Source organism: Allobosea sp. TWI1241 (genome assembly GCF_039673065.1).
Taxonomy (GTDB): Bacteria; Pseudomonadota; Alphaproteobacteria; order Rhizobiales; family Beijerinckiaceae; genus Allobosea.
In genome coordinates this window covers 144,483-167,430 of sequence record NZ_JBDJKW010000006.1, presented here as the reverse complement: position 1 = coordinate 167,430, position 22,948 = coordinate 144,483, and the positions used below count along the sequence as shown (strand labels likewise).

The following is a 22,948-nucleotide window of genomic DNA, read 5'->3' as shown; positions in this document are numbered from 1 at the left end:
CCATGGCGACTGTCGACGCGGATGACCTGCCGCTCTTCGCTCCGTCGAAGAAGGTCTATCCCCAGAGCGTGTCCGGCCCCTATCGCCGGGCGAAGTGGGTCATCCTCGTCGTCTGCCTGGGCATCTACTACCTGCTGCCGTTCCTGCGCTGGGACCGGGGGCCGAACCTGCCGAACCAGGCGGTGCTGGCCGATATCGCCAACAACCGCTTCTACTTCTTCTTCATCGAGATCTGGCCGCAGGAGGTCTACTACTTCACCGGCCTGCTGATCATGGCCGCGTTCATCCTCTTCCTGATGAACGCGGTCGCCGGCCGGGTCTGGTGCGGCTATCTCTGCCCGCAGACGGTGTGGACCGACCTGTTCATGGCGGTCGAGCGCCTGTTCGAGGGCGACCGCCGCGAGCGCATGCGGCGCGACGAGGCGCCCTGGTCCTTCGACAAGGCCTGGCGCAAGCTGGCCAAGCACAGCGTCTGGCTGGTGATCGCCTGGTGGACCGGCGGCGCCTGGGTGCTCTACTTCTCCGACGCGCCGACCCTGGTGAAGGAGCTCGCGACCTTCACCGCGCCGCTCTCCGCCTATGTCTGGATCGCGATCCTGACCTTCACGACCTATTCGCTCGCCGGCATCATGCGCGAGCAGGTCTGCACCTTCATGTGCCCCTGGCCGCGCATCCAGGCGGCGCTGACCGATGACGACGCGCTCAACGTCACCTATCGCTACGATCGCGGCGATCCGCGTGTCTCGGTCAAGCAGGCCAGGCGCCTGCGCGAGCAGGGCGCGCCGGCCGGCGACTGCGTCGACTGCAACCAGTGCGTCGCCGTCTGCCCGACCGGCATCGACATCCGCGACGGCGCCCAGATGGCCTGCATCCAGTGCGGGCTGTGCATCGACGCCTGCAACACGGTGATGGACAAGGTCGGCTATCCGCAGGGGCTGATCGCCTACGACACGCAGCAGAATGTCGAGCGGCGCCTCGCCGGCGAGAAGCCGGTCTACCGGACGCTGCGTTCGCGCACCGCGATCTATACGGCGCTGATCGTCGTGGTCGGCGGCGCGATGATCTACCAGCTGGCGACGCGCAGCACGGCCGGCATCTCGGTGCTGCACGAGCGCACCCCGCTCTATGTCAGGCTGAGCGACGGCGGAATCCGCAACAGCTACACGGTGCGCCTGCTCAACAAGCGGCCCGAGGCAAGGCCCTTCGCGCTGACGGTCTCCGGGCCGGTCGGGGCACGGATCGAGACGGTCGGCGTCTCGGCCACGGCCGATGTCCGACCGGTGGTCACCGTCGGCCCCGACAGCTCCCGCGAGATCCGGGTGCTGGTCACCGTGCCGGCCGGCATCCCGCTGGAGAAGTCGCAGCCCGTCACCTTCACCGCCGCCGACCTGTTCGCGGGCGAGGTGGTGCGCGCCGAGGATCATTTCATCGCGCCCTGAGCCCTCGGGACGGCGATGCGGAGAACGACCATGAGCTGTTGCGGAGGTTTCCATATGCCGATCGAGGTGCCGGCGCGGCCGCGCGAGCCCTTCCGTCTCACCGGCCGGCTGGTGCTGCTCGCCATGGTCGGCTTCTTCGCCGTCGTGGCGGGGGTCAACGCGGTGATGATGACCATTGCCATCAGCACCATGCCGGGCGTCGACGTGAAGAGCGCCTATGAATCGAGCCAGCGCTATAATGGCGAGATCGCCCGCATGCGCGCGCAGCAGGCCCGCGGCTGGACGGTGGACGCCAGCCTGCGCCGGGCCGGCGAGGCGGCCGCGGTCTCGGTCGACTTCGCCGACAAGGCCGGCAAGCCGGTCACCGGGCTCGCCGTCACGGTGCGGCTGGAGCATCCGGCCCGGCGCGTCGAGGACCATGAGGCGAAGCTGAGCGAGGTCGCCCCCGGGCGCTACGCGGCGCAGGTGCCGGCGACCCATGCCGGCGGCTGGACGTTGGCGCTGACCGCCACCCGCGACGACGCCACGCTGTTCGAGACCCGCAGCCGCGTGATGCTGGGAGAGTGACGACCATGGCAGCCGAGCAGGACCTGTCGATCTTCGTCCGCCACGGAGCCGGCGGCGTCGAGGGCATGGAGCTGGCGGTCGACGGCATCCGCTGCGCCGGCTGCATGCACACGATCGAGCGCGGCCTGCGCGAGGAGGCCGGCGTGATGAGCGCGCGGGTCAACCTCGCGCTCAAGCGCGTCACGGTGGAGTGGCGCGACGGGGCGCTGCGGCCGGAGGCGGTGATCGCCCGGCTCGCCTCGCTCGGCTTCCGCGCCTATCCCTTCCTGCCGCAGAGCGCCCAGGAGGCCGACCGGCAGGAGGACAGGCGGCTGCTGCGCTATCTCGGCGTCGCCGGCTTCGCCTCGATGAACGTGATGCTGCTCTCGGTCTCGATCTGGTCGGGCAACACAAACGACATCAACCCGGTCACCCGCGACTTCTTCCACTGGCTGTCGGCGCTGATCGCGCTGCCGACGGCGGCCTATGCCGGCCGGCCCTTCTACGAGAGCGCGCTGCGCGCCCTGCGCAGCGGCCACGTCAACATGGACGTGCCGATCACCATCGGCATCGTGCTGACGCTGATCATGTCGGTGGCGCAGACGCTCAACCATGCCGAGCACGCCTATTTCGACGGCGTGGTCATGCTGCTCTTCTTCCTGCTGCTCGGGCGCTATCTCGACCAGCTGATGCGGCGGCGCACCCGCGACCTCGCCGGCAACCTCGCCGCGCTCAAGGCCGAGACCGCGACACGCCTCGCCGCCGACGGCAGCACGGTCACCGTGCCGATCGCGGCGATCGCGCCGGGCGAGCTGGTGCTGGTGCGACCGGGCGAACGCGTTAGCGTCGACGGCATCGTCGAGAGCGGGGCCTCCGAGATCGACCAGAGCCTGGTCACGGGCGAGACGGCGCCGGCTTCCGTCGCCGCCGGCGCGCAGGTCCATGCCGGCACGCTCAATCTGTCGGGCGCGCTGACGGTGCGCGTGGTCGCGGCCGGTGCCGGCACGCTGCTCGACGAGATCGACCGGCTGATGGCCCAGGCGGTGGAGAGCCGCTCGCGCTATGTCCATCTCTCCGACCGCGCCGCGCGCCTCTATGCGCCGGTGGTGCACGCGCTGGCGCTGGCGACCTTCCTCGGCTGGGTCGCCTTCGGGCTGGCCTGGCCGCAGGCGCTGGTCATCGCCGCGACGGTGCTGATCATCACCTGTCCCTGCGCTCTCGGCCTGGCGATCCCCGCCGTGCAGGTCGTCGCCGCCTCCGCCCTGTTCCGTCGCAAGGTCATGCTGAAGCAGGGCGACGCGCTGGAGCGGCTGGCCGAGACCGATACCGTCGTCTTCGACAAGACCGGCACGCTGACCCTGCCGGAGCCGGCGCTGGCGAATGCGGACGCGATCCCGGCTGAGGATCTCGCGGCGGCCGGCGCGCTCGCCGCCGCCAGCCGCCATCCGCTCGCCCGGCCGATCGCGGCCGCCGCCGGCGATCCTTCGCCGCCCGCCGGCGTGCAGGAGCATCACGGCCTCGGCCTGTCGGCGATGGTCGACGGCGCCGAGATACGCCTCGGCAGCGTCGCCTTCTGCGGCGCCGAGGCGCAGGCCGCCGACGTCGCCGCCGGGCATCCCGGCGCCTCGCTGATCGCCTGGCGCCATGGCGCGCGCCGCGCCGTCTTCGCCGTCGACCAGCGGCTGCGGCCGGATGCGGTGGAGGCGCTGGCTGACTTGCGCGCGCTCGGGCTGGAGATCGTCATCCTCTCGGGCGACCGGGAGGAGGCCGTGGCGCCGCTGGCGCGGCAGCTCGGCGTCGCCGCCTTCCGCGCCGGGCAGCGGCCGGACCAGAAGATCGCCGAGCTGGACCGGCTCGCCGCCGCCGGGCGGCGGACGCTGATGGTCGGCGACGGGCTCAACGACGCGCCGGCACTGGCGCGGGCGCATGCCTCGATGTCGCCGATCAGCGCGACGCAGCTCGCCCAGGCCTCGGCCGACATCGTCTTCCTCGGCGACGCGCTGGCGCCCGTCGCCGCCAGCATCCGCATCGCCCGCAAGGCGCGCGGGCTGATGCTGCAGAACCTGTGGTTCTCCGTGCTCTACAATGTCGTGGCGGTGCCGATCGCCGTCGCCGGGCTGGCGACGCCGCTGATCGCGGCGGTGGCGATGTCGGGCTCCTCGATCGTCGTCACGCTCAACGCGCTGCGGGCCGGCCGCCCGGCGGCGCCCGTCTCCGAGGAGGCCGGGTCATGAACATTCTCGTCGTGCTGGTGCCGCTGGCGCTCGGTCTCGGCCTGCTCGGCCTCGCCGGCTTCTTCTGGAGCATGCGCACCGGGCAATATGCCGACATGGAGGGGCCGGGCTGGCGCATCCTCTCCGACGACGACCTGCCGGATGGCGGGGCCGACAAGGCGGACTGAGCCCGTCCGCGCCTCTGCATGTCAGCGCTCGACGTCCCGCCCGTCGCTCCCGGCGCGGCGGGATGTTGCGTTTGGAGGCCGGCAAGACGTCGGACCGCGATGGCCGCATAGGCCGGCCGGTTTGCCAGGGCTCAGGCTCCGGTCGCGCCGGGCAGCAATGCGAACGGCCCGGAGCGGGGCTCCGGGCCGTCGGGTCGTCCTGGGATGCGGGGCGGCGCCCCCGTCAGTCGAGCAGCTGGCGCAGGCGCACCGCCAGGTCGCGGGCGGTATAGGGCTTCTTCAGCCAGCCGCCCTGGTTGAGCTCGCGCCCGGCGATCTCCGGTTCGGCGAAGCCCGAGGTGAACAGTACAGGCAGCTCCGGGCGCAGCGCCCGGACATGGCGGGCGAGCTCGTCGCCGAGCATGCCGCCGGGCATGACGATGTCGGTGAAGAGCAGGGCGATGTCGGGGTTCTGCTCGACCAGGGCCAGCGCCTGGGCGCCATTGGCCGCCTCCAGCACCCGGTAGCCCTCATCCTCCAGCCGGGCGACGGCGACGCGGCGCACGCGCGCATCGTCCTCGACCACCAGGATCAGCTCGCGGCTGCGCGGGGCGGGCACCGGCGGCAGCTCCTCCGGCAGCGGGGCCGGCGCGGCGGCCTCGGCCTGCGGCGTCGCCGCCGGCAGGAACAGGCGCACCGTCGTGCCGCGGCCGGGCTCGCTGTAGAGCTGGACATGGCCGCCGGACTGCTTGGCGAAGCCGTAGACCATCGACAGGCCGAGCCCGGTGCCGGCGCCGACGCCCTTGGTGGTGAAGAAGGGCTCGAAGGCGCGCTGGCGCACCTCGGGGCTCATGCCGACGCCGGTATCTGAGACGCTGACCAGCACATAGTCGCCGATGCGCACCTGCGGATACATGCGCGCATAATCGGCATCGAGCCGCACGCGCGAGATCTCGATGGTCAGGCGGCCGCCGCGGGGCATGGCGTCGCGCGCGTTGAGGGTCAGGTTGAGCAGCGCGTTCTGCAGCTGAGTGGTGTCGACGAGGGCGTTGTTGCCGGCGCCCGTCACTACGGTGCGCAATTCGATCGCCTCGCCGACCGTGCGGCGCAGCAGCTCCGCGAAGGTCGAGACCAGCCCGCCGATATCGGAGAGCTTGGCGTTCAGCGCCTGCCGCCGCCCGAAGGCGAGCAACTGCCCGGTGAGCTTGGCGCCATCCTCGGCCGCCTCCTGCGCCTCGCGCAGCAGGGTGAGCAGGCGCTCGTCCTGCAGCCGGCGCTCGATCATCTCGAGATTGCCGCTGATCACTGTGAGCAGGTTGTTGAAGTCGTGCGCGATGCCGCCGGTGAGCTGGCCGACGGCCTCCATCTTCTGCGCCTGCCGCAGCTCCTCTTCCATCTTGTGGCGGCTGGTCAGGTCGCGGATGAAGCCGGTGAAGAGCGGCTGCCCGTCGGTATAGGCCTCGCCGATGGCGAGCTCCATCGGGAAGGTCGAGCCGTCCTTCTTCAGTCCGGTGACGATGCGCCCGAAGCCGATGATCCGGCGCTCGCCGGTCGTCATGTAGCGGCGGATATAGTCGTCATGCCGGTCGCGGTCGGGATTCGGCATCAGCATGCTGACATTGCGGCCGCAGATCTCGGCCGAGGCGTGGCCGAACAGCGCTTCCGCCGCCTTGCTGAAGGAGAGCACGATGCCGCGGGCGTCGATCACGACCATCGCCTCCGGCACGGTCTCGAGGATCGAGCGCAGATGCGCCTCGCGTGCGGCCAGGTCGGTCTGCGCCGCCTTCAGCCCGGAAATGTCGAGATTGTTGGCCACGATGACGGGCTCCGCGGAGGCCTCGGGCTGCACCGTCACCCAGCGGCTGCTGACGGTGATCGGCCGGCCGGTACGATGACGCTGGCGCAGTTCGCCGCGCCAGGCGCCGTGCTCGCGAATCTGCGCCAGGATGTCCTCCAGCGGCTCCGGGAACTCGGTCTCGAGCAGGGCATGGACGTCGCGGCCCTCGGCCTGCGCGGCGGTCCAGCCGTAGAGCTCGGTGCAACCGCCGGTCCAGCGCTCGATACGGCCGGCGACGTCGTGGACGATCAGGTTGGCGTCGTCGAGGATACGCACCATCTCGTCGAGATCGCGCTGCGTGGTGACCTTGGTCTCGCTACTGGTTGGCACCGGGCAGTCTCGATCGTCAGTGGGGGCGTGCGGCCTGCCGCGCGGCGCGCGAGGTCGAACCGCGATTATCCGCCCCGGCGTCCTCGCCGGCAAGGTTGGCCAGCATGGCCAGCCGGCGGATCGCCAGCGTATGGCGGCCATTGGCGGCGACGATGCCGCGCCCGGCGAGATTGGTCATGGTGCGGGAGACCGTCTCGATCGTCAGGCCGAGATGGTCGGCCATATCGAGCCGGCTGATCGGCAGGTCGATGACGCAGGCATTGCCGCAGATCTCGTCGGCGCGGCGCGCCAGCCTGAGCAGCAGGTTGCAGACGCGCTCCTCGGCGCTCTTGCGGGCGAGCACGACCGCATGGTCCTGCGCCGCCGCCATCTCGGCGCAGAGCAGGGTGGTGTATTGCGACCAGAGCGTCGGCGAGGCCTCGACCGCCTCGCGGAACCGGTTGCGGCCGAGCCGGCGCAGGCGCACGGCGTTCACCGCCTCGACGGTGCAGGCGTGCAGATCGGCGGCGGCGACGCCGACGAGGTCGCCGGGATAGAGGAAGGCGACGATGACGCGGCGCCCGTCGGGCAGGACGCGGAAGGCGCGCATCACGCCGCTCTCGATCGCGAAGACATGGTCGGCCGGGTCGCCTTCCCAGGCGATCGCGGCGCCGGGCTCGACGGTCTCGACCGGCTGGCGCTGGAACAGGGCGTGCAGGCTCGGCGCCGCGGCGGCGGGAGCGAGGATGGGCTGGAGGCCGGATGGCCTCAAGGCGGCGCTGGCGACGATCATGACCACCGGTTCCCTGTGATGCGATGGTCGCAATTCACAGGCGCCGCGTGACGGACGAACGATCCGCGTGTTACCGTCCGTGCAGATTTGTAACGGATTGTAACGGCCTTGGTGCTCCCGCTCGCCCGTCCGATTCCTCGCCCCGGCCGCCATGGCTGATCGCCAGCCCCGCCCCGAGCACATCCTCGTCGTCGACGACGACCCGCGCATCCGGACCATGCTGGTGCGCTATTTCGAGGAGGAGGGCTATCGCGTCTCGACCGCCGCCGACGGCCGCGGCATGCGCGACTGCCTGCAGGACGAGGCGATCGACATCATCCTGCTCGATCTCGTCCTGCCCGGCGGCGAGGACGGGCTGATGCTGGCGCGCGAGGTCCGGGCGCGCTCCGACCTGCCGATCATCATGCTGACCGGCCGCGACGACGTGGTCGACCGCATCGTCGGGCTCGAGGTCGGCGCCGACGACTACATCGCCAAGCCCTTCCATCTGCGCGAGGTGCTGGCGCGGCTGCGCACCGTGCTGCGCCGCCGGCCGCGCCAGCAGGCGGAGGCGCGCGAGCAGCCGGCGGCGCAGGCCGGTGTGCTGCGCTTCGACGGTTTGCAGCTCGATCTCGACCGGCGCGAACTGCGCACCGCCGCGGGCGGCGAGATCGCCCTGACCACCGGCGAGTTCGACATCCTGGCCGTGCTGGCCGGCCATCCCGGCCGGGTCTTCTCGCGCGACATGCTGATGGAGCATACGCGCGGGCGCCGGCTGGAGGCGTTCGACCGCTCGATCGACGCGCAGATCGCCCGGCTGCGCAAGAAGGTCGAGCCCGATCCCAAGGCGCCGGTGCTGATCAAGTCGGTGCGCGGCGTAGGCTACGTCTTCACCGGCAAGCCGGCCTGAGCGCGGCGCGGGACAGCCGCTTGACCTTGCCATGACGGCAAGGTCCATGCTGCCCGGCATCGATCCTCCAGCGGAGTGAAGGCCATGAGCGCCGACCCGTCCAGCACCGCATCCGCCGCCCCGGCGATGGAGCTCACCGTCGCCGATATGAGCTGCGGCCATTGCGCCCAGACGGTGAAGGCCGCGCTCGAGCGCGGCCTGCCCGGCACCGCCGTCGAGGCCGACGCGCAGAGCAAGCGCGTCAGCGTCGCCGGCTCGACGGATCGCGCGGCGGCGATCCGCTTGGTTGCGGAGGCCGGCTACACCGCGCGCTGAGCCGGCTGCGGCGCGGCCTCGTCCTCGCCGCGGAAGAAGGTCATCAGCCTGAGCGCGTTGAGCGTCACCAGCACGGTGGCGCCGGTATCGGCCATGATGGCGAGCCAGAGCCCGGTGGTGCCGGTCAGCGTCGTCACCAGGAACACCGCCTTCAGCCCGAGCGCGATCGCGATGTTCTGGCGGATATTGGCCATGGTGGCGCGCGACAGGCGCACCAGCCGGCCGACATCGGCGACGCGGCTCTTCAGCAGCGCCGCGTCCGCCGCCTCCAGCGCGACATCCGTGCCGGAGCCCATCGCCACGCCGACATTGGCGGCGGCGAGCGCGGGCGCGTCGTTGATGCCGTCGCCGACCATGGCGACGCCGCCCTGTGCCGCGAGCGCGCGGATCGCCGCGACCTTGCCCTCGGGCAGCATCTCGGCCTGGACCTCGACGCCGAGATCGTGCGCGATGGCGGCGCCGGTGCGGCGGTTGTCGCCGGTCAGCATCACCGGGATGACGCCGAGCGCGCGCAGTTCGGCCATGGCGGCACGCGCATCGGGGCGTGGCTCGTCGCGCAGCGCCACCAGCCCGGCATGGCGCCCGTCGCGATGCACGACGACCACCGTCTTGCCCTGTTCCTCCAGCGCGGCGATGCGGGCGGCGAGGTCCTCGTCGAGCGGCAGGCGCTCGGCGGCGAAGCGCGGCGCGCCGATGAAGAGCGTCGCGCCGGCGACGCTGGCCTCCATGCCCTTGCCGGGCACGGCGCGGCTGGTCGTCGCCACCAGGCGCGGCGCGCGGTCGTCCTCGGCGCGGTCGACGATGGCGCGCGCCAGCGGATGGCTGGATTCGCGCTCCACCGCGGCGGCGAGGCCGAGCAGCGTGCGGGCGTCGCCGTCGAGGGCGACGACGTCGGTGACGATCGGCCGGCCGCGGGTCAGGGTGCCGGTCTTGTCGAGCGCGATCGTGCGGACATGGGCGAGCTCCTCGATCACCGCGCCGCCCTTGATCAGCAGGCCGCGCCGCGCCGCCATGGACAGGCTGGAGGCGATGGCCGCCGGCACCGAGATCACCAGCGCGCAGGGGCAGCCGATCAGCAGCAGCGCCAGGCCGCGATAGACCCAGGTGCCCCAGTCGGCGCCGAAGGCCAGTGGCGGCACGATCGCGACCAGCGCCGAGAGCCCGACGATGAAGGGCATGTAGACGCGCGAGAACCGGTCGATGAAGCGCTCGGTCGGCGCCTTGGCGTCCTGCGCCTCCTCGACCAGGGTGACGATGCGGGCGATGGTGTTGTCCTGCGCCGCCTTGTCGACGCGCACGCGCAACGCCCCGTCCTGGTTGATCGAGCCGGCGAAGATCGCGGCGCCCGGCTCCTTGGCCTTGGGCACGGATTCGCCGGTGATCGGCGATCCGTCGACGCCGGAATGGCCGTCGACCACGGTGCCGTCGGCCGGCACGCGGTCGCCCGGGCGCACCAGCACGGTCTGGCCGATGCGCAGGCTCTCGGCCGCGACCTCGCGCACCGCGCCGTTCTCGTCGAGCAGGGCGGTGCGCGGCACCAGCGCCGCCAGCGCCCTGATGCCGGAGCGGGCCTTGTTGGCGGCGACGCCCTCCAGCACCTCGCCGACCGCGAAGAAGAAGACGACGACCGCGGCCTCCTCGATCGCGCCGATGACGAGGGCGCCGATGGCGGCGATCGTCATCAGCATCTCGATGGTGAAGGGCGCCCCGGCGCGGGCCGCCGCCACCGCCCGCCGGGCGATGGGCGCGATGGCGAGCAGCGTCGCCGCCACGAAGAACCAGAAGGAGGCCGCCGGCACCAGTTCGCCCGCGACGAAGGCGACGGCGAGCAGCCCGCCGGCGGTCAGCGCGACGCGGCCCTTGGGCGTGGCCCACCACCGCGCGGCCTCGTCGGCGGAAGTCGCCGCTGCCGGCGGCGCGCCATGAGCATGATCGTGATCGTGGTCGGCGTGATCGTGGCCGCAGGCTTCATGGCCGGCCGTGCCGGCCTCGGCATCCGCTGCGCCTAGCGTCGCCAGCGCGCTCGGCCGGTAGCCGAGCTTGCGGATCAGCGCCTCGATCTCGCCCTGCGTCGTCGCGCTGCCACTCAGCGTCAGGCTCAGCCGCTCGCGCGGCACCGAGACGGCGATGTCGCCGACGCCGGGCAGGCGCGCCATCGCGCTCTCCAGCGTGTTGGCACAGCTGGCGCAATCCATGCCCGTGACCGTCCAGGTCAGGCTGCGGGGGCTTTCGCCGGGGCTGTTGCTCGCCGCTGTCATGGCGGTCTCCTCATCTCGAACGGGGAGACCGTAATTCCTCTAGCGACTAGAGGGTCAAGCGCCTTTTGCGGCGCTCATGCCGTCAATGGCTCTGGCTGCCGGAGCGGCGGCGCATGATGGCGCGCGACGGCACGTCCTCCTTGCCCTCGGTGCGGTCGCGATAGAGCGTCGCACGGGCGAGCAGCATCAGCGTCACCGGGGTGGTGGCGGTGATGAAGATGCCGATCAGCAGCTCGTGCACGGCGAGCCGCGAGCCCTGCACCGTGAAGAACAGCATCGAGGCCAGCACCATCGCGCCCGTGCCCCAGCTGGTGCCGAGCGTCGGGGCGTGGACGCGCTCGAAGAAGCTGCGCAGGCGCACAGTGCCGATCGCGCCGACGAGCGTCAGCCCGGCGCCCACCAGCAGGAAGAAGGAGGTCAGCAGCGCGGCCCAGGCCGGCAGGGTCTCGGCATGGCTCATTCGATCACCTCGCCGCGCATCAGGAACTTGGCCAGCGCGATGGTCGAGACGAAGCCGAGGATGGCGATGATCAGGGCCGCCTCGAAATAGAAGGTGCTGCCGGTGCGGATGCCGGCGGTCAGCGCCAGCAGCATGGCGGAGACGTAGATCGCATCGAGGCTCAGCACCCGGTCCTGGGCGCGGGGGCCGCGGATCAGCCGGTAGGTGTAGCAGCCCATCGCGGCGACCAGCATGAGCTGGGCAGCGCTGACCGACCAGTGCAGGATGACGGCGGCGCTCATTCGTAGACCTCCATGAGCAGCTTCTCATAGCGGTTCTTGATGGTGTCGACCCATTCATCCTCCTCGACCAGGTCGAGGACGTGGATCAGCAGCACGCCCGTATCGGGCGCGTATTCGATCCAGGCTGTGCCGGGCGTGCTGGTGACGATGCAGGCCAGGATGGCGAGCCCGGTCTTGTCGCGCAGATCGAGCGGGATGGCGACGAAGCCCGAGCGGCGGCCGGGGCGCCCGCCGCCGAGGATGATGCGGGTGACGGCGATGTTGGAGAGCAGGATGTCCCAGAGCAGGATCGCCACCAGCTTCGGGATCAGGTGCCAGTTGCGCAGGCGCGGCTTGTCGGGCTGCAGCGCAGCCATGACGCGCGAGGCGCCGACCGCGATGATCCCGCCGAGCAGGAACTGCCCCGGCGAAAACGCGGTCAGCAGCATCCACATCACCAGCAGCGCGACGGTCAGGACGGGATAGGGAAGGATGCGGCTGATCATGGCGCGCTCCCGGCCGGCGGGGAGACACCCAGCACGCTCTGGATGTAGGTCGCGGGCGTGTGCAGGGCGCGGGCGGCGGCATCGGTATAGGCCACGACGGCGCCACCCTGGACGACGAGCATCAGGCACAGCGTCAGCAGCGCGACGATGGGGGCGACCTCGACCACCAGCACGCGCGGCACGATCAGCTCCATCGGCGCCCAGAAGATGCGGATGCCGCTGCGCATCATCGCGATCAGCGCGGCAAGGCCGGACAGGATCACCAGCGCGACCAGCCCCCAGATTCGCCCCGGCACCGCGGCGGTGTCGCCGAGGCCTGCCGGATTGAGCATGCCGGTCAGCATGGCGAACTTGGCGATGAAGCCGGACAATGGCGGCAGGCCTGCCAGCAGGATGGCGATGACACCGAAGGAGAGGCCGAGCACCGCGAGCGCGCCGGGCATGATCACGCCGACCTGCTCGTCTTCGCGCTCCTCCTCCTCCTCGCTCTCGTCGCCATAGGCCTCCATGGTGACGGCGAGCAGGTCGGCCGCCGGTTCACGGGCGCGCTCGACCAGCTCGATCAGCATGAAGAAGGCGGCGGTGCTGAAGGTCGAGCTGACCAGGTAGAACAGCGCGCCCGAGATCACCGCGCGCTCGCCGATGCCGATGGCGGCGAGCAGCGTGCCCGACGAGATCAGCACGCTGTAGCCGGCGAGCGTGCCGAGCGTCTGCGAGGCCAGGATGCCGAAGGTGGCGAAGGCGATCGTCGCCATGCCGCCCCAGAGCAGCACCGTGCCGCCGAAGCCCGCGGCCTCGCCTGCCGCCGGGCCGAAGACCAGCAGGCCGATGCGCAGCAGCGAATAGGCGCCGACCTTGGTCAGGATGACGAACAGCGCCGCGACCGGGGCCGCCGCCGCCATATAGGCCGAGGGCAGCCAGAAGCAGAGCGGCCACATGCCGGCCTTGACCAGGAAGGCGACGCCGAGGATCGCGGCGCCGGCATAGAGCAGGGGCTTGTCGGCCTCGACCACCGCCGGCAGGCGCACCGCGAGATCGGCCATGTTGAGCGTGCCGGCGACGCCGTAGATCAGCGCGACGCCGATCAGGAAGAGCAGCGAGGCGGCGAGGTTGATCGCGATGTAGTGCAGGCCGGAGCGGACGCGGAAGGTGCCCGAGCCGTAGAGCAGCAGGCCGTAGGAGGCCGCCAGCGTCACCTCGAAGAAGACGAAGAGGTTGAACAGGTCGCCGGTGAGGAAGGCGCCGCCGAGCCCCATCAGCAGGAACTGGAACAGCGTGTGGAAATGCGGCGCGGCGCTGTGCCAGCGCGCCATCGAGAAGATCAGCGAGGCCAGAGCCAGGATGCCGGTGACGACGAGCATCATCGCCGAGAGCCGGTCGACCACCAGCACGATGGCGAAGGGCGCCGGCCAGTCGGCGACGGCATAGGAGGCGGTGAGCGCGCCGCCGGTCTCCGGCAGCCCGGCGGCGAGGCGCAGCAGCGCGCAGGCCGCGACCAGCAGCAGCACGCAGGAGGCGAGGCTGATCAGCGCCTTCAGCGTATGGCGCACCTCGCCGATCAGCAGGAGCAGCGACCCGGTGAGCAGCGGCAGCAGGACCGGGACGACCAGGAGATGGCGTGACCAGTCCATCACCGCTTCTCTCGGCCATCGACATGGTCGTTGCCGGTCAGCCCGCGGGCGACGAGCAGGACCACGAGCAGGAGCGCGGTGGTGGCGAAGCCGATGACGATCGCGGTCAGCACCAGGGCCTGCGGGATCGGGTCGGCCAGGTCGGCGGCGCTGCCGGCGCCGCCCGGGCCGAGCACCGGGGCCGCGCCGATGCGCAGCCGGCCCATGCTGAAGATGAACAGGTTGACGGCATAGGCCAGCAGCGACAGCCCGATGACGAGCTGGTAGGTGCGCGGGCGCAGCACGAGCCAGACGCCCGAGCCGGTGATGACGCCGATGGCGATCGCGAGCGTCAGTTCCATTTCTGGCGCTCCTCCTCGAGGCGGGCCGCGCGCAGGCGGCGGATGGACTGGTGGGCGATGGCGATCAGCATCAGGACGGTCGCGCCGACGACGAGGCTGAACACGCCGAGATCGAAGAGGGCGGCGCTGGCGAGCGGCACCTTCCCGATCAGCGGCACCTCCGCATAGCGGAAATAGGAGGTCAGGAAGGGATCGCCCAGCAGCACCGAGACCAGGCCGGTCAGCGCGGCGATCAGCAGGCCGCCGCCGATCCAGACCACGGGCAGGATGCGCAGCCTGTCCTCGACCCAGCGCGTGCCGGCCGCCATGTATTGCAGGATGAAGCCGGCCGCCATGGCGACGCCAGCCGCGAAGCCGCCGCCCGGCGCGTCATGGCCGCGCACGAAGAGATAGGCGGCGAGCACGATCACGACCGGGAACATCCACTGCATGATCACCGCCGGGACGAAGAGATACTCCATCTTGGTGGTGCCGGCGTCGCGGTCGGGGTCGGCGTCGTCATAGGAGCGCTGGATGCGCTGCTGCTCGGGCAGCTCGATGCTGTCAGGCGCCGGGCGGAAGCGGCGCAGCAGCGCGAAGACCGTGATCGCGACGATGCCGAGCACGGTGATCTCGCCGAGCGTGTCGAAGCCGCGGAAATCGACCAGGATGACGTTGACGATGTTGCGCCCGCCGCCCTCGCTATAGGCCTTCTCGACGAAGAAGCGCGAGATCGAGTCCGGCGCGTCGCGCGTCATCACCGCATAGGACATCACCGCCATGCCGAGGCCGGCGGCGACCGCGATGGCAAGGTCGCGCGAGCGGCGCAGGCGCGAGAGCCAGCCCTCCTCGGTGGCGAAGGCTTCCGAGCGCTTGGGCAGCCAGCGCAGGCCGAGCAGGATCAGCACGGTGGTGACGATCTCGACGACGAGCTGCGTCGCGGCGAGGTCGGGCGCGGAGAGCCAGAAGAAGGTGGTGCAGGTGGCCAGGCCGGTGCCGCCGAGCAGGGCGAGCGCCGCCAGCCGGTGGAACTTGGCGAGATAGGCCGCCGCCACCGCGCAGATCGCGCCGATGATCCACAGCCCGGCGAAGGCGAGGTCGAGCTGGATCGGCCGGGCCTGGCGCAGGCCGAGGCCGGAGAGCAGCAGCGGCGCGGCGCCGGCCGCGATCGCCACCACGGCGATCAGGCGCATCTGCGCCTGCAGGCGGTTGGTGCCGAAGGTCTCCTGCATCATGCGCGCCCAGCGCCAGGAGATCGCGACCGTGACGCGCTCGAAGACGCGCTGGCCCTGGATGCGGCCGAAGATCGGGGCGCGCTCGGCGCATTCCAGATAGTTCGCGGCGCCGAGATAGAGCAGGGCGCCGGCGACCAGCGCGATCACGCTCATCGCCAGCGGGATGTTGAAGCCGTGCCAGATCGCCAGGCTGTATTGCGGCGTGGCCGAGCCGAGCGCCGAGGCGACGGCGACGTGGAGGAAGGGGCCGATGGTCTGGGCGGGCATGATGCCGACGACCAGGCAGGCGACCACCAGGAACATCACCGGGAAGCGCATCCAGAACGGCGGCTCGTGCGGCTCGCGGGGGAAGCTCTCCGGCGGGGCGCCGAGGAAGATCGAATGGATCAGCCGCAGCGAATAGGTCACGGCCAGCGCGCTGCCGAGCACCGCGGCATAAGGCGCGATGATGTCGACCCAGGAATCGGCATGGGTCTCGACGGCCTCGGCGAAGAACATCTCCTTGGAGAGGAAGCCGTTGAGCAGCGGCACGCCGGCCATGGCGGCGCTGGCGACCATGGCCAGCGTGCCGGTGATCGGCATGTAGCGGAACAGGCCGGAGAGCTTGCGCAGGTCGCGCGTGCCGGTCTCGTGGTCGATGATGCCGGCGGCCATGAACAGCGACGCCTTGAAGGTCGCGTGGTTCAGCATGTGGAAGATCGCCGCGACGGCGCCGAGCGGGCTGCCCAGGCTGAGCAGCAGCGTGATCAGGCCGAGATGGCTGATGGTCGAATAGGCGAGCAGGCCCTTCAGGTCGTGCTGGAACATGGCGAGATAGGCGCCGAGAACCAGCGAGGCCATGCCCGCGAGGCCGAGGATGACGAACCATTCCTGCGTGCCGGACAGGACGGGCCAGAGCCGCGCCATCAGGAAGACGCCGGCCTTCACCATGGTGGCGGAGTGCAGGAAGGCCGAGACCGGGGTCGGTGCCGCCATCGCGTTCGGCAGCCAGAAATGGAAGGGGAACTGGGCGCTCTTGGTCAGCGCGCCGAGCAGGACGAGCAGCAGCGCCGGCACGTAGAGCGCATGCGAGCGGATGGCGTCGCCCGAGGCCAGCACGGAATCGAGGTCGTAGCTGCCGACGATGTGGCCGATGATCAGCACTCCGCCGAGCAGGGCGAGGCCACCGACGCCGGTCACGGTGAGCGCCATGCGGGCGCCGTCGCGCGCGCCCTGGCTATGGTGCCAGTAGCCGATCAGCAGGAAGGAGAAGATGCTGGTCATCTCCCAGAACACGACCAGCAGCACGAGATTGCCCGACAGAACGACGCCGAGCATCGAGCCGGTGAAGGCGAGGAAGAGCTGGTAGAAGCGCCGGACCGAGTCCTCGGCCGAAATATAATAGCGGGTGTACATCACCACGAGGAAGCCGATGCCGGTCACCATGGTCACGAAGACCCAGGCGAAACCGTCCATCCTCAGGGTCATGTCGAGCCCGAGGGCCGGAATCCACGAAATGGTGTAGCGAACGACTTCGCCGGCGCCGACCGAAGGATAAAGCGCGAGCGAGCAGGCAAGACAGGCCAGCATCGTGGCCCCGGCGACCCAGGTCGGCGGCTCCCGCGAAGCCGACGGAAGAAGGACCACAGCGAGGCTGGCGATGAAAGGCAGAGCGAGGATCAGTAGTAGCGGGGAGGGATCCATCGTTCTCCTTCGTCAGCGGTGCGGGCGTGGTTCGTTCTGACGCGATCGGTCTCGATGCGCAACGGTCTGATCGCAGAATAAGCGTCGCGATGCATATAGGAAGCGACGGCGGACCTTGCGATGCCGCGCGTCGCCGCAGGCGGGCCGGAAAACCCCGACAGGCGTGCGGCCGCCGGCCGCCGCGTCCCGCGATCCGCCGCCCCCCGCAAGGTCGTCAAGCATGAACCGTGCCGGGCGCGCCGTGGACCGGTCTCCGGCCCGCGGGCCGGGCTGTCTATGCGCTTTCGCGCAGCGCTGCCGGTGCGGCATCGTCCGCGGCGTCGAGCAGGCCGCGCCGCCGCAGCATGGTGCCGGCCGCGATCTGGAACACACAGAGGAAGGAAGCGGCGATCTGGTGCGCGACGAGGTCGCCCTTGGGCAGGATCTCGATCTCGCGTCCGCCGGGCCGTCCCAGCCGCACGAGCTCGCGCTCGGCCAGCGTCGCGAAGAACTTCTGCACATGCGAGCGCGACAGCGCCATCTCGCCGGCGAGCCGCGCATAGGGCAGGTCGACGATCGTCCGCTGCTCGGGCGTGAAATACCGCGCCTCGATCATCAGGCGCGCCATGATCTCCAGCGCCCCGTCGCGATGGATGAAGGCCCGGAGCTCCGGCAACAGCTCGCCGAAGCGCATCTCGCCGAGATAGAGGTCGATCGCCTCCGCGACGAAATCGGCGCAGAGCGCCCTGTCCGCGAGCGGGATCAACCGGCTCTTCTGCGGGTCGATCAGCGCCAGCGGCAACGAGAAGTAGCGGAACCCGTCATCGAACATGCGCTGGAACTTCTCCGTCGCGACGATGGTGCGCGAGCGGCGGTCCCTGGCGTCCTTGATCCTGTGGAGATAGCCGAAAAGTTCCGCGACGTTGATGATCATGGTGACGCGGTTGCGCGAGCAGAGGCGATGCTCCTCGGCGAAGCTCTGCAGCATGCCGATCGTGAGCTTTCGGGTCTCGCTGCTCGAGATCAGCATCGCCACGATCTTGACGGCCAGCGCATAGCGGCCTTCGTCGGAGGCGAGCTTGAGGAGGGCGTGGTTCTTGACCTGCGTCCGGTGGAATTCGCGGAAATAGCACGCCGCGGCCGGCCGGAAATTCGGGTGCGCGGTCATCGCCGCGATCCTGCCGAGAAGGGTCTCGTACTGGGCCTGATGCATTTCGGTGCCGATCGTCACGATCTGGTCTCCCCCCCCCCCCCCTGGCCGGCCCCAACCGGGTCCGGCCGATCTTCACTGTCCGGCGGCTATGCGCCCCGTGGCGCGCGTGCCGGCTGGCGTCCCGGTTTCGGCGGGCGCAGCGCTCCGGCGTCGCTCGGAGCGCTCGCCGGCTCCGGGGTGGCCGGTGGCTTCGGGCCGTATGATGATGGTCTCATCGCGCTGCGCTTCTCCCCTTTGGTTACGTGTCCCTACCCGTCCGCTCTGCCGGCTGACGCCGCCAGCGAGCAGGCGGCGTCGCGTCGCCTGTTCATGCGTCGCCCGCGGGGGCGGCTACGCTCGGCCGGGTGGAAGGCCGCGCCCCGCCTGTCTCCACAAGGCGCAGCGTTGCCGGGTGGTCTGTGCCCGGCCAGTCCGTTTCAGGTTCGGATGTCGAGTGTATCGGCCGCGTCGCTGTTTTCGCGATCTTGCGGGGTAAAGATAATTTCATTTCCATAGAAATAATTTTTGCATTTTTATCAGCAATGTCCGTTTCGAGAAGCAATAAAAATCGCTCATGAAAATGTATAAATTTCATTGAAGATAATAAAATTACTTTACGTCAATTCATCTATGCGTCGGTCTATATATGCGTAATCGTCTCTGAATTTCAGCGAGGGTGCGAATCCGATTATTGGTGATCCACCAAAGGCGGTCAATATGTCCGGGTCTCGTAAAACGGCCGATGGATGACTTTTACGTGATCGCTCTGTGGAAAATGGCTGGCCGATCCCGGGGGCGGCGCTGAAGGAGCGCCTCCCCGCGTACATCATCCTCAGGCGGAGACGATCGCGCCGTCGTCCCGGCCGAGTGAGGGGCGATGGCAAGGACGTAGCGGCGTGCCGGTCTCGTGAAGCCGCGATATGCGTCCGGCCTGCGCCGTCGGCGCTCAGGCCGGCCGCAGGCTCACTTCGCCGCTGCAACCGCGGCGGCGCGGTCCATGGCCTGGGCGAAGCCGCCGAGCTGGACCGCGAGCGGTACGGCTTGGCCGTCGGTCGAGGTCGCCTTCAGCTTCAGCGTCGTGCCCTTGCGCAGGCCGGCGAGAACCGGGCCGGCGAGGTCGAGCGGGACGACGCAGCCGGTCGGGAGGCAGGTCTTGAAGGCCTGCGGCGCGCTCGGCTTGTCCTCGTCGATCTGGAAGACGACGCCGGCGGCCAGCTCGAGCCCGAAGGGCAGGGACAGCCAGCCGCCCGGCGCGCCCTTGGGCGCCGGGCTCATGAAGCGGATGTCGAGGACGCGCCGTCGCTCCTTCTGCACCTGGGTCTGCGAGACGGTGCAGGTGGCGGTGCCGCCCGGTGCGGCGCAGGCGACCTGCCAGTTCTCGAAGGATTCGGTCAGGGAGCTGGCGCCGCCGGGCAGCGCGGCAGGCTTGGCGCCGGCCTTGTCCTGCGCCAGCGCGCCGGAGGCGGACAGGGCAAGCGCGACAGCGGCGGCGATCCCGGTCGCGACGGCGCGATGGCGGTGCGCGGCGGACTGGACGGACAGGGCGGGAGTTCTGGTCATGTCGCTGTCTCAACCCTGAGGGATCGCGCTGGAAGAATCGCGTCCCGCCGGCGCAGAATGGCATGCCGCAAGGGTACGCTCATCCGCTTTTCGCAAGACGGCGAAAGGCCGGTGCGCCGCGCACGCGCGGCGTCCGGGAGGCTAGGCCCGGCCGCCGGCGCGATGCGCCGTCGCCAGCGCCGCGACCGCCGCGTCGATCTCCGCTTCCGTGGTCGCGCGGCCCAGGGTCAGGCGCACGGCGCCCAGCGCCTCCTGCGCCGGAATGCCAAGCGCGAGCACGATGGCGCTCGGCTTGGAATCCCCGGCATGGCAGGCCGAGCCGGTCGAGGCCGCGATCGCCGGCGTCGCCGCGAGCAGGTCATTGCCGACCGCGTCCGGGAACAGCACGTTCAAGGTGTTGGGCAAAGTCTGCGCCCCGCCGAGCCGGCGCAGCCCGGGTACCGCCGCGCTCAGGCCCTGCCAGAGCCGCTCGCGCAGCGTCTCCAGCCGGCGGGCATCCTGCGCCAGACGCTCTGTCGCGATCCGGCAGGCGCGCCCGAGACCGACGATGAAGGGCACGTTCTCGGTGCCGGGCCGGCGGCCGCCCTCCTGCCCGGCGCCGTCGATCACGCTCGGCACGGACAGGCCCTCGCGCAGATAGAGCGCGCCGATGCCCTTGGGCGCGTAGAGCTTGTGACCGGCGATGGTCAGCGCGTCGATACCCCAGGCCGAGACGTCGACAGGCACCTTGCCGAGCGATTGCGACGCGTCGACATGGATCGGCGCGCCGGCGGCGCGGGTAGCGGCTGCGAGTTCGGCGACCGGCTGCAACGTGCCGATCTCGTTCTGGGCGTGGATCACCGTGACCAGCGCCGTGGCCTCGCCGATCGCCGCCAGTGCCGCCGCGAGGTCGAGCCGGCCGTCGCCGTCGACGCCGATGCGCGCCACGGCGAAGCCTTCGCGCTCCAGCCGGCGGCAGGGCATCTCTGTGGCGGGGTGCTCGACGGTGGTGGTGACGATCCGCCGGCGCGCGGCGGGGGCGATGGCAGCAAAGCCGCGGATGGCGTGGTTGCTCGCCTCCGTGCCGCCGCCGGTGAAGACGATCTCGCCGGGACGCGCGCCGATCAGGGCCGCGACCTCGGCACGGGCGGCCTCGATCGCGCTGCGCGCCACGCGGCCGAGCGGCGTCGCGGAGGAGGCGTTGCCGTAATGCTCGCGCAGGAAGGGCAGCATCGCCTCGAGCACCGCGGGATCGACCGGGGTGGTGCCGTTGTAGTCGAGGTAGATCGGCGTTGCGGTCACCGCGGCCTCACTCCCGCGTCAGCAGGACGTTCACGGCCTTGGCGACGACATGCACCGTGTCGCCCTGCTTCAGCCCCATGGCGTCGAGCGAGTCCACCGTCATCACCGAGCTCATGCGGTAACTGGTGCCCTTCAGCTCGACATCGACCTGCGCCATGACGTCGCCCCGCTTGATCGCGACCACGCTGGCGGGAATGTCGTTGCGGGCATTGTGCCGGGTCATCGCGGTGCCTCCCTCGCGCTTGTCTGGGGAGAGGCTGGTCGCAGCCGCCGCGAAAGTCCAGAGCCCGGTCGCGGCGGGCCGGTTGCATGGGCGCGCGGATTCTGTTCAATCGGCAGTCGAATGGCTCGTTTCCCCGTGGCAGGTCCTGCCCCGTCCCGGCCAATGCCCGACAGGCCCGCCGCTCAACGCGGCGCGGCGGGCTCACGCTTCGGCGGCGCCCCGCGCACGCCGTGCGCCCCGGCCCGCCGCCGTTCCACAGTCCAAGTCCAGCAGGGAGGCGCGCCGAGCGCGCTGTGCGACCGATGAACGACATGACGCCCCGCCTCACCAGTCTCGCCCATGGCGGCGGCTGCGGCTGCAAGCTCGCGCCCGCCGTCCTGCAGAACCTGCTCGCCGGCATGCCGGCGGCGGCGCCGTTCAACCAGCTTCTCGTCGGCTCGGACACCGCCGACGACGCCGCGGTCTGGCAGGTCGACGACAACACCTGCATCATCGCCACCACCGACTTCTTCATGCCGGTGGTCGACGATCCGCGCGATTTCGGCCGGATCGCCGCGACCAATGCGATCTCGGACGTCTATGCCATGGGCGGCAAGCCGATCATGGCGCTCGCCATCGTCGGCATGCCGATCGACAAGCTCGATGCCGGCGTGATCCGCGAGATCCTCGCCGGAGGTGCCGAGACCTGCGCCGGGGCCGGCATCCCGGTCGCCGGCGGGCATTCGATCGACTCGCAGGAGCCGATATACGGGCTGGCGGTGATCGGCATCTGCCATCCCTCGCAGCTGCGCACCAACGCTATGGCCAAGCCCGGCGACGCGGTGATCCTGACCAAAGCGCTCGGCGTCGGCATCTACTCGGCGGCGATCAAGAAGGGGCTGATCGACGGCGAGACCTATGCCGAGATGGTCGCCTCGACCACGCTGCTCAACCGCGCTGGCGCCGATCTCGCGGCGAACCCGGCCGTGCACGCGGTCACCGACGTCACCGGCTTCGGCCTGCTCGGGCACGGGCTCGAGGTGGCGCGCGCCTCGGGCGCGACGCTGGTCGTCGAGGCCGGGCGCGTGCCGCTGCTGGCGAAGGCGCTGGAATGGACGAAGGCCGGCATCTTCACCGGCGCCTCGAAGCGCAACTGGACGAGCTATGGCGAGGGCATCCGCCTACCGGAGGGCACGCCGGACTGGCAGCAGCACCTGCTGACCGATCCGCAGACCTCGGGCGGCCTGCTCGTCACCTGCGATCAGGCGGAGGCCGAGGCGATCGTCACCCAGCTGAAGGCCGGCGGCTATGCCAGCGCGGCGGTGATCGGCCGGATCGAGGCCGGCGAGCCGGTGGTCAGGGTCGAAGGCGCCGTGGGCTAGCAGGATTCCGGGCCGGCAGGGCGGCAGCGAGGCCTGCCTGCTCGCCGCCTATTCGCCGCAGCCGGGGAAGTTCTCGGCCTCCATCCAGGCCTCGTAGGCCTCGGCGATCTGGTTGCCGGAGACCAGGCTCGCGATCGGGCCCTCGTCGCCGGGTTTCGCCACCAGCATCCAGCCGACGCCGTAGCAATCCTCGTTGGCGAGCTGCGGGCGGTTCATCATGTCCTCGTTCACCGCCAGCACCTCGCCGTCGAAGACGATGCGGGCGGGGCCGACCCATTTGCCGCTCTCCACCGTGGCGCAGGCGCGGCCGGCCTCGACCGGGCGGCCGACGCGCCGCGGCGTGAAGGCGAGGATGTCGCCGGCCAGCGCCACCGCGACGCTGGTCATGCCGACGCGGAAGGAGCCGTCGTCCAGCCGCTCGTACCAGACATGGTTGGCGACGTCGTAGAGCAGATGGGCGGGGAAGCGGCAGCCGCGGACGGTGATCATGG

At 70.5% G+C, this 22,948-nt stretch carries 21 protein-coding genes; 7 read left to right on the top strand and 14 right to left on the bottom strand.

Annotated elements, in window-relative coordinates:
• Positions 1–2 precede the first annotated feature (2 nt).
• The 4 genes from ccoG to ccoS are packed head-to-tail and all read left to right on the top strand — an operon-like array spanning position 3 to position 4,386.
• Positions 3–1,439: a cytochrome c oxidase accessory protein CcoG gene (ccoG, locus tag ABE438_RS10320; RefSeq protein ID WP_346502522.1), complete on the top strand. Its 1,437-nt coding sequence runs from the start codon at positions 3–5 to the stop codon at positions 1,437–1,439.
• A gap of 54 nt (positions 1,440–1,493) precedes the next feature.
• Entirely contained in the window at positions 1,494–2,006 is a 513-nt protein-coding gene (locus tag ABE438_RS10315) for a FixH family protein (protein ID WP_346502521.1), read from the top strand.
• 5 nt (positions 2,007–2,011) lie between these two features.
• The gene (locus ABE438_RS10310; RefSeq protein WP_346502520.1) at positions 2,012–4,219 is read left to right on the top strand and encodes a heavy metal translocating P-type ATPase; all 2,208 of its coding nucleotides are present in this window, start codon (positions 2,012–2,014) and stop codon (positions 4,217–4,219) included.
• Positions 4,216–4,386: a cbb3-type cytochrome oxidase assembly protein CcoS gene (gene ccoS / locus ABE438_RS10305; protein ID WP_346502519.1), complete on the top strand. Its 171-nt coding sequence runs from the start codon at positions 4,216–4,218 to the stop codon at positions 4,384–4,386. The genes ABE438_RS10310 and ccoS overlap by 4 nt, the downstream gene beginning before the upstream one ends.
• Positions 4,387–4,609: 223 nt before the next feature.
• On the opposite strand, the gene ABE438_RS10300 is transcribed toward ccoS, so the two are convergent.
• Complete coding sequence (locus ABE438_RS10300; RefSeq protein WP_346502607.1) at positions 4,610–6,481, bottom strand: hybrid sensor histidine kinase/response regulator; 1,872 nt, start codon at positions 6,479–6,481, stop codon at positions 4,610–4,612.
• Between the two features lie 67 nt (positions 6,482–6,548).
• Positions 6,549–7,304, bottom strand: coding sequence for a Crp/Fnr family transcriptional regulator (locus tag ABE438_RS10295; protein WP_346502518.1), 756 nt, complete (start codon positions 7,302–7,304; stop codon positions 6,549–6,551).
• Between the two features lie 151 nt (positions 7,305–7,455).
• Between ABE438_RS10295 and ABE438_RS10290 the strand changes: the two genes are divergently transcribed.
• Positions 7,456–8,193, top strand: coding sequence for a response regulator (locus ABE438_RS10290; protein ID WP_346502517.1), 738 nt, complete (start codon positions 7,456–7,458; stop codon positions 8,191–8,193).
• 84 nt (positions 8,194–8,277) lie between these two features.
• Entirely contained in the window at positions 8,278–8,508 is a 231-nt protein-coding gene (locus ABE438_RS10285; RefSeq protein WP_346502516.1) for a heavy-metal-associated domain-containing protein, read from the top strand.
• Here the strand turns inward: ABE438_RS10285 and ABE438_RS10280 are convergent.
• The 11 genes from ABE438_RS10280 to ABE438_RS10230 all read right to left on the bottom strand — a co-directional run bounded on the left by ABE438_RS10280 (position 8,493) and on the right by ABE438_RS10230 (position 21,096).
• Complete coding sequence (locus ABE438_RS10280) at positions 8,493–10,766, bottom strand: heavy metal translocating P-type ATPase (protein WP_346502515.1); 2,274 nt, start codon at positions 10,764–10,766, stop codon at positions 8,493–8,495. The genes ABE438_RS10285 and ABE438_RS10280 overlap by 16 nt on opposite strands.
• A gap of 82 nt (positions 10,767–10,848) precedes the next feature.
• Entirely contained in the window at positions 10,849–11,226 is a 378-nt protein-coding gene (gene mnhG / locus ABE438_RS10275) for a monovalent cation/H(+) antiporter subunit G (protein ID WP_346502514.1), read from the bottom strand.
• On the bottom strand, positions 11,223–11,507 hold the full coding sequence (locus tag ABE438_RS10270) for a K+/H+ antiporter subunit F (RefSeq protein WP_346502513.1): 285 nt from the start codon (positions 11,505–11,507) through the stop codon (positions 11,223–11,225). Before ABE438_RS10270 ends, mnhG begins: the two co-directional genes overlap by 4 nt.
• Complete coding sequence (locus ABE438_RS10265) at positions 11,504–11,992, bottom strand: Na+/H+ antiporter subunit E (protein WP_346502512.1); 489 nt, start codon at positions 11,990–11,992, stop codon at positions 11,504–11,506. The genes ABE438_RS10270 and ABE438_RS10265 overlap by 4 nt, the downstream gene beginning before the upstream one ends.
• On the bottom strand, positions 11,989–13,623 hold the full coding sequence (locus ABE438_RS10260) for a monovalent cation/H+ antiporter subunit D (protein ID WP_346502511.1): 1,635 nt from the start codon (positions 13,621–13,623) through the stop codon (positions 11,989–11,991). Before ABE438_RS10260 ends, ABE438_RS10265 begins: the two co-directional genes overlap by 4 nt.
• Positions 13,623–13,964 (bottom strand): Na+/H+ antiporter subunit C, encoded by a 342-nt coding sequence (locus ABE438_RS10255; protein WP_346502510.1) that lies wholly within the window; start codon positions 13,962–13,964, stop codon positions 13,623–13,625. The genes ABE438_RS10260 and ABE438_RS10255 overlap by 1 nt, the downstream gene beginning before the upstream one ends.
• Positions 13,955–16,861, bottom strand: coding sequence for a monovalent cation/H+ antiporter subunit A (locus ABE438_RS10250; RefSeq protein WP_346502509.1), 2,907 nt, complete (start codon positions 16,859–16,861; stop codon positions 13,955–13,957). Before ABE438_RS10250 ends, ABE438_RS10255 begins: the two co-directional genes overlap by 10 nt.
• A gap of 274 nt (positions 16,862–17,135) precedes the next feature.
• Entirely contained in the window at positions 17,136–18,071 is a 936-nt protein-coding gene (locus ABE438_RS10245) for a hypothetical protein (RefSeq protein ID WP_346502508.1), read from the bottom strand.
• Between the two features lie 924 nt (positions 18,072–18,995).
• Positions 18,996–19,592 (bottom strand): invasion associated locus B family protein, encoded by a 597-nt coding sequence (locus ABE438_RS10240; protein ID WP_346502507.1) that lies wholly within the window; start codon positions 19,590–19,592, stop codon positions 18,996–18,998.
• A gap of 141 nt (positions 19,593–19,733) precedes the next feature.
• Entirely contained in the window at positions 19,734–20,873 is a 1,140-nt protein-coding gene (locus ABE438_RS10235) for a cysteine desulfurase family protein (protein ID WP_346502506.1), read from the bottom strand.
• A 7-nt stretch (positions 20,874–20,880) separates the two neighbouring features.
• Entirely contained in the window at positions 20,881–21,096 is a 216-nt protein-coding gene (locus ABE438_RS10230) for a TOBE domain-containing protein (RefSeq protein WP_346502505.1), read from the bottom strand.
• A gap of 302 nt (positions 21,097–21,398) precedes the next feature.
• Between ABE438_RS10230 and selD the strand changes: the two genes are divergently transcribed.
• Complete coding sequence (selD, locus tag ABE438_RS10225) at positions 21,399–22,457, top strand: selenide, water dikinase SelD (protein ID WP_346502504.1); 1,059 nt, start codon at positions 21,399–21,401, stop codon at positions 22,455–22,457.
• Positions 22,458–22,505: 48 nt separating this feature from the next.
• Here selD and ABE438_RS10220 read toward each other — a convergent pair whose 3' ends face one another.
• A complete protein-coding gene (locus ABE438_RS10220) occupies positions 22,506–22,946 on the bottom strand; it encodes a glycine cleavage system protein H (RefSeq protein ID WP_346502503.1) in 441 nt (146 codons plus the stop codon).
• Positions 22,947–22,948: the final 2 nt, after the last annotated feature.